This is a genomic window from Flavobacteriales bacterium (genome assembly GCA_013001705.1).
In the GTDB taxonomy this organism is placed as follows: Bacteria; Bacteroidota; Bacteroidia; order Flavobacteriales_D; family JABDKJ01; genus JABDLZ01.
Window position 1 is genome coordinate 1 of sequence record JABDLZ010000099.1, and the last position, 6,867, is coordinate 6,867.

The 6,867-nt window shown below is 48.2% G+C and carries 4 protein-coding genes; all 4 read left to right on the forward strand.

The features are described from left to right. Window positions 1–819, forward strand: an 819-nt coding sequence (locus HKN79_03970; protein NNC82711.1) for an alpha-amylase, incomplete at its 5' end; no start/stop codon positions are given. A 1-nt stretch (window position 820) separates the two neighbouring features. Then, entirely contained in the window at window positions 821–2,227 is a 1,407-nt protein-coding gene (locus HKN79_03975) for an alpha-amylase (GenBank protein NNC82712.1), read from the forward strand. Between the two features lie 22 nt (window positions 2,228–2,249). Further along, a complete protein-coding gene (locus HKN79_03980) occupies window positions 2,250–3,554 on the forward strand; it encodes an MFS transporter (protein NNC82713.1) in 1,305 nt (434 codons plus the stop codon). A gap of 408 nt (window positions 3,555–3,962) precedes the next feature. Further along, window positions 3,963–6,728 (forward strand): alpha-amylase, encoded by a 2,766-nt coding sequence (locus HKN79_03985; GenBank protein ID NNC82714.1) that lies wholly within the window; start codon window positions 3,963–3,965, stop codon window positions 6,726–6,728. The last annotated feature ends 139 nt before the right edge of the window (window positions 6,729–6,867 follow it).

The window sequence follows — 6,867 nt, forward strand, 5'->3', positions numbered from 1 at the left end:
ACCCTCACTCGGAAATTGAAAGAGAAATTCTCGGCCAAGGGCAAATTCATCTATCAGATAGGAGAGACCTATGGCAGCCCAGAACTGATCGGAAGCTATGTGAATACCGGTCAACTCGATGCGCAATTCGATTTCAATCTCTATGATGCACTTGTAGCTACGCTCTGCCGGGAAGAAGTAGGCTGTCAGCGTATTGTGGATGAACTGGAGAAGAGCCTCGATGCGTATGGTCATCATCACTTGATGGGAAATATCACCGGCAATCAGGATCGAGGGCGTTTCATCAGCTATGCCGGAGGTGCACTCAGATTCGATGAGAATGCCAAGGTGGCTGGATGGACCAGAGAAGTAGGAGTAGGGGATGAGGTGGCCTATAATAGAAGCCAGCTCTTGATGGCCTTGATTTCTACACTGCCTGGCCTACCGGTCATATACTACGGTGATGAGATCGGAAGTTATGGAGGGAATGATCCCGATAATCGCAAGATGATGCGCTTTTCCGGTCTTTCAGCTCAAGAAGAGCAATTGAAACAAATGACTTCTGAATTGCTGAATTACAGGAAGAATTCACTCCCTCTGATCTATGGCGACATACGCATACATCAGGTCGAAGGGAATATGCTGGTCTACTCACGAAATTATCTGGGAGAGAGTGTATATGTGCTGATAAATACCGGTGATGAATCACAACAGATATCACTGAACCCCATGGCCGACCAATCGATTCCTGAAGAATCCTTCAGGTCGACTGCCATGAGTTCCGAGAATGGTTATCTAACTACTACCTTACCACCTCATTCATTTGAAATACTCTACTGAAATGAAATTGAAAGAACTATCACTATTCCTACTCGCCTTCTCATTCTTGATCAACATCACTTCGTGCAAGACCGATAAGAAAGTGGCCGAAGAGAAGGTCGTTGTTGAAGAACGTACCGAAGGGACCAGTCAGAAAGCACCCCCCGAGTGGAGTAAGAATGCCGTCATCTATGAAGTCAATGTCAGGCAGTATACACCAGAAGGTACATTCAATGCCTTCCGCGAGCATCTCCCACGACTGGATGAGATGGGAGTGGATATCCTTTGGTTCATGCCTATTCATCCTATTGGTGAGAAGAACAGGAAAGGAGGGCTGGGCAGCTATTATTCCGTCAAGGATTATAGAGGTATCAACCCGGAATTCGGCACGATGGATGACTTCAGGATGCTCGTCAATGATGCCCATGAACGCGGCATGAAAGTGATCATCGACTGGGTGGCCAATCATACGGCCTGGGACAACGTCTGGGTCGAAGAAGGTCATACCGATTGGTATACACTGGATAGCACTGGCAATCTCCAGCCTCCTATTGGTACAGACTGGTCTGATGTGGTAGATCTGAATTTCGAGAATGAAGAAATGCGTGAGCGCATGATCTCTGATATGCAATTCTGGATCAAAGAGATCGATATCGATGGATTCCGCTGTGATGTGGCCGAGTGGGTACCAGATGATTTCTGGGATCAGGTCAGGCCTGAATTGGATAAGATCAAGCCCGTATTCATGCTGGCCGAAGCAGAACATCCAGAGCATCATGATGCAGCCTTTGACATGAGCTATGCCTGGGAGTATCATTTCATCATGAACGGTATCGCCCAAGGCAAGAAGGATGCAGATGACATCATTGAATACCTCGAGAAGGACAAGCGATTCCCATCCGATGCCTATCGCATGCAGATGACGAGTAACCATGATGAGAATACCTGGAAAGGTACTGTGAAGGAGCGCCTAGGAGATGGGGTACAGACCTTTGCGGTGATGGCTGCCACATTGCAAGGCATGCCATTGATCTACAGCGGACAGGAAGCTGGATTGGACCACCGACTCGAGTTCTTCGAGAAAGACGAGATCGACTGGAGCGAGACCCCGCTGAGTGGATTCTATACGAGACTCATCGAAGCCAATCACGAGAATGAAGCGCTTTGGAATGGAGAGTATGGAGGAGAGACCCAAGTGGTGACTACTGGTGATGACAAGAAGGTGATCGCATATTACCGTGAGAAGAATGGGGATGCTGTTCTGGTATTGCTCAATATGTCTCCTGAAGAACGCGCAGTCTCGTTGGATGGCACAGGGATTGAAGGATTCTATGAAGAACTCTTCACCGGAGAAGAAGTAGAGATCACTACCGATTATAGTGAGACCTTGGGACCTTGGAATTATAGGGTCTACGAAATCAGAAGCTGATACGTAATCCATCCATACCGATATGACCAAATTGACCAAACCACAACTCAGCTTCTGGCAGATCTGGAACATGACCTTCGGATTCCTCGGAATCCAGTTCGGTTGGGGTCTGCAGATGGGGAATATGAGTGCCATCTACGAATTCCTAGGTGCAGCTCCCGATGAGATCCCCTTCCTCTGGCTCGCAGCTCCCATGACCGGATTGATCGTGCAACCGATCATCGGTTTCCTGAGTGATCGCACCTGGCATCCGACATTCGGTCGCAGAAGACCGTATTTCTTGATCGGTGCTATTCTGGCAAGTATTGCGCTGGTGCTCATGCCTCAATCCGGGTCTATCATGATGGCGGCCGGATTGCTTTGGGTACTGGACGCCTCTATCAACATCAGCATGGAACCCACACGGGCCTTCGTAGCCGATATGTTGCCGGAGAAACAATTGGCCCGAGGATATACCATGCAGAGCTTTTTCATCGGACTCGGTGCGGTACTGGCTGCAGTCATGCCATGGATACTGCTCAATTGGTTCGGATTCTCACCTACATCAGAAGATGGGAGCATTCCTGGATATGTCAAGATGAGTTTCATCATTGGAGCTGTGAGCTTTTTCGGGGCCATCCTCTATACTGTTCTCACCACCAAGGAATATCCACCGGAATATTTCGAGGAAGAAGAGGAAGAGCGCATCGGATATCTGGCCGGTTTGAAAAAGGCCTTCAACAACATGCCGAAATCATTCGTGCAGTTGGCCCCGGTCCAGTTCTTCACCTGGATGGGATTATTCTTGATGTGGTTCTATCTCACGGTGACCATTTGCAAGCATGTATATGGAGCTACCGATCCGGCCAGTGAGTTGTATGCAGAAGGACTGGCCATGGCCAATATCTGTTTCGGGTTCTATTCAGTGGTCACATTCATTTTTGCATTGGTGATGCCAGGTCTGGCCAGGCGCATGGGATACGCGCGCTTACATTTCATCTGCCTATTGGCAGGGGGAATAGGTCTGCTCTCATTGTATCTGATCGATAGTCCGAATGTCCCGCTACTCTTGCTGAGTATGACCGGGGTCGGGGTGGCTTGGGCCAGTATAGTATCGATGCCCTATGCCATCATTGCCAAGGATATCCCTCCCAAGCAGATGGGGATATTCATGGGACTCTTCAATATGTTCATCGTGATTCCCGAGATCATCGCAGCCCTTGGATTCGGTTGGGTCATGCGTAATGTTTTGGCCAACAACACGCTCCATGCGGTCATGCTGGGAGGTGTTCTCTTGATCTTTGCAGGAATCCTTGCCTTGCGCGTAGATGACAAGGACGTAGCGTAGCAATCCTCTGAAACGAAAAAAAAAGGGCGTCTTAGAAAAATCCAAGACGACCTTTTTCATCTGTCTGTTTGGTTGAAGATCTTCAAGGTAATACTCTCGACCTCTGTCCAATCATCACTCAACACTCCAAAACCTCTACGTTGTGTTCAGCATGTCTAAGATATAGTATTCTTCCTACTTCCAAACAGTTTCTGGGTCGATTTATTTCATCTTTTTTCGCTGTATCTCGGTGCACTGAGTCTATTTGAACTAGAGAATTGTATCCTACAAAGCTCTTCTAGGATTGAAAGGAATGAAAGATTGCAGCGTCCGTCTTTTGACTGAGGGAATAAGGCTTTGCCTAGCTTTGAAAAAACTAGAAATTGTCACATTGACACTATCTTTGATGTCTTATAGAATAGAATCCCTATGCGAATACTGATCACCACCCTCACCCTTTGCCTTTTTCACATGATCTCCTTTGGGCAGATCCTCCAGGTCACACCTACTTTTCCTACGGTAGAAGATGAAGTGACCATCGTCTATAATGCGCAAGAAGGTAATGCAGAACTGGCCGGATTGAGCCCTATATACGCTCATATGGGATTGATCACCAGCGAGAGCACTTCAGGTACAGATTGGCAGTTCGTGCAGGGGAATTGGGGGACCGATGACCCTCAAGTACTGATGACCGACCTAGGTGATGACCTCCATTCCATCACGGTGGATATGGATGAGTTCTATGGCTTCCCTGACGGCACTGAAGTACTTCAGATGGCCTTTGTATTCAGGAATGAGGATGGAACCTTGGTGGGCAGGGAAGCTGATGGATCGGATATCTTCTACGATGTCTATCCAGTAGGGACTTCGTTGGTCGCCACCATTCTTTCTCCTACAGACAACATCATCATCGACCTGGGTGAGACTCTTCAGATCACAGGTGAATCCAGCGGAGAAGCCAATCTGACCCTGAAGATCGATGGAAGTATTGTCGCCAACCAGATTGGGTCAATGATCGAGTATGAGCAGAGTATCAGTGTTGGAGGTACACATGAAGTCGTTTTCGAGGCGGTCAATGGTCCTGTATCCAGTTCAGATACCGTGTTCTATACTGTACCGGGCGATGTGGTCACGCAGAATCCGCCTGCTGGTATGCTCGATGGGGTCAATTATCTGAGCAGCTCTTCGATGCTGCTGCAATTCCATGCCCCAGAAAAAGACTATGTCTACGTGATCGGTGATTTCAATGATTGGATCGCTGATGAGGATTATTTCATGCTTCAAGCCGATGATGGCGAGACCTGGTGGTTGCAGATCGATGGTCTTACACCTGGTCAACGAGTGGCCTATCAATACTGGGTAGACGGTGAGATAAAGGTCGCAGACCCTTGCAGCCCGCTCATTCTGGACCCGAACAATGATAATTGGATACCATCCATGAACTATCCGGATCCACACCCATACCCATTCCAACAAACGAGCGGATTCTGCACTGTAGCTCATCCAGGAGCTGATGAATACCTCTGGCAGGATGCCGGTTACCAACGACCCGAGAGAAAAGACCTACGTATCTATGAATTGCTTGTGAGGGATTTTGTCGAGACTCAGAGCTATCTCACGCTTATCGATACCCTCGATTATCTGGAGAATCTAGGAATCAATGCAATCGAACTCATGCCTCCCGGTGAATTCGAGAACAACAACTCTTGGGGCTACAACCCATCATTCCACATGGCCTTGGATAAGATGTATGGGACTCCGGAACACTTCAAGCAATTCGTGGATGAGTGCCATCAGCGTGGTATCGCTGTCATTGTGGATATGGTGCTGAACCATGCTTTCGGTCAAAGCCCATTGGTCAATCTCTACTGGGATGGCGGGGCACCTGCTGCCAATAGTCCGTGGTTCAATGTGGAATGTCCGCACGAACCTTACTGTTGGGGCTATGATTTCGATCATACAAGTGTCGCCACACAGCGCTACGTGGACCGGGTAAATAGACATTGGATCGAGGAGTATCACGTGGATGGATATCGATTCGACTTCACGGGTGGATTCACCAATGGCACCAGCGGAGGATATAGCACCCAGCGCATAGGTCTGGTCCAGCGTATGGCCGACTTCGTGTGGAGTGTCGACCCGGACTCCTATATCATACTGGAGCATTGGTGCGATAATTCGGAAGAGGAGATTCTCTCTGACTATGGATGCATGCTCTGGGGGAATGTGACCTACAACTATCAGGAGGCAGCTATGGGCTATCTACCTGGGAGTAACTTCGAGTGGGGAATTCATTCTCAACGTGGATGGAGTGACCCGCATCTCGTGACCTATGCAGAGAGTCATGATGAAGAAAGGGTATCCTTCAAGACCTTGAGCTTCGGAAATTCTGAAGGAGACTACGATACGCAGGAGATGTTGGTAGCGATGGCCCGCAATGAGTTGAATGCGGTATTCCTTCTTTCTCAACCCGGACCTAAGATGATCTGGCAGTTCGGAGAACTAGGCTATGATATCTCGATCGATTTCGATTGCAGGGTCTGTCCCAAGCCGATCCTTTGGAACTATTTCGAGCAGAATCACAGACGTAAGGTCTACGATGTTTACAGCGCGATGAATCACTTGAGGGAGGAATATCCCAATACATTCAATTCAACGGATATCGCCTATAATCTGAATGGTGCATTCAAACGTATCAATCTCTACAACTCGGATATGGATGCTGTGGTGATAGGTAATTTCGGAGTAGAACCTATCAGTGGTAGCCCCAATTTCCCATTTATGGGTACGTGGTATGACTACTTCTCAGGAGAATCTATAGTAGAGAATAATCCGGATAACGAATTCCTTCTTCAGCCAGGAGAGTACCGCATCTACACGAGTCAGCCGCTGGAACAGCCGGATATCACCGTCTCTGTGCCAGAGCTTCAAGCAGTCGATCTAGGAGTCGAGCTTTTCCCAACATTGATGACCGACCAAGTAACTCTGACCATGGATATCGGTGATGAACTCGCTGAAGTCGATGTATGGGTGTATGATATGCAGGCCAAGGTGGTGAAAAGACCGATCAACGGAAAATCCTTGAATGGTGAGCAGGTTTTGACCTTCGACCTGGATGGATCGGCATCTGGGATGTATCAGGTACTTGTGTCCATCGATGATCGGGTCCAGGTCTTGGAATTGATCAAGCAATAAGACTTCTGAAAAAGACTCAGTGAGAAAAGGCCTGCCGAGTGTAGGCCTTTTTCTTTGGGATATCGGTTTTCTGCCTTAGCGATTTCTAAACCTAAGAAATGAATGATGATACCTAGGCCACGTTCGAGTCATGTACTTC

Coding starts and splice junctions, on each gene's coding strand:
- HKN79_03980 (NNC82713.1), top strand. CDS start 2,250: ATGACCAAATTGACCAAACCACAACTCAGCTTCTGGCAGATCTGGAAC.
- HKN79_03975 (NNC82712.1), top strand. CDS start 821: ATGAAATTGAAAGAACTATCACTATTCCTACTCGCCTTCTCATTCTTG.
- HKN79_03985 (NNC82714.1), top strand. CDS start 3,963: ATGCGAATACTGATCACCACCCTCACCCTTTGCCTTTTTCACATGATC.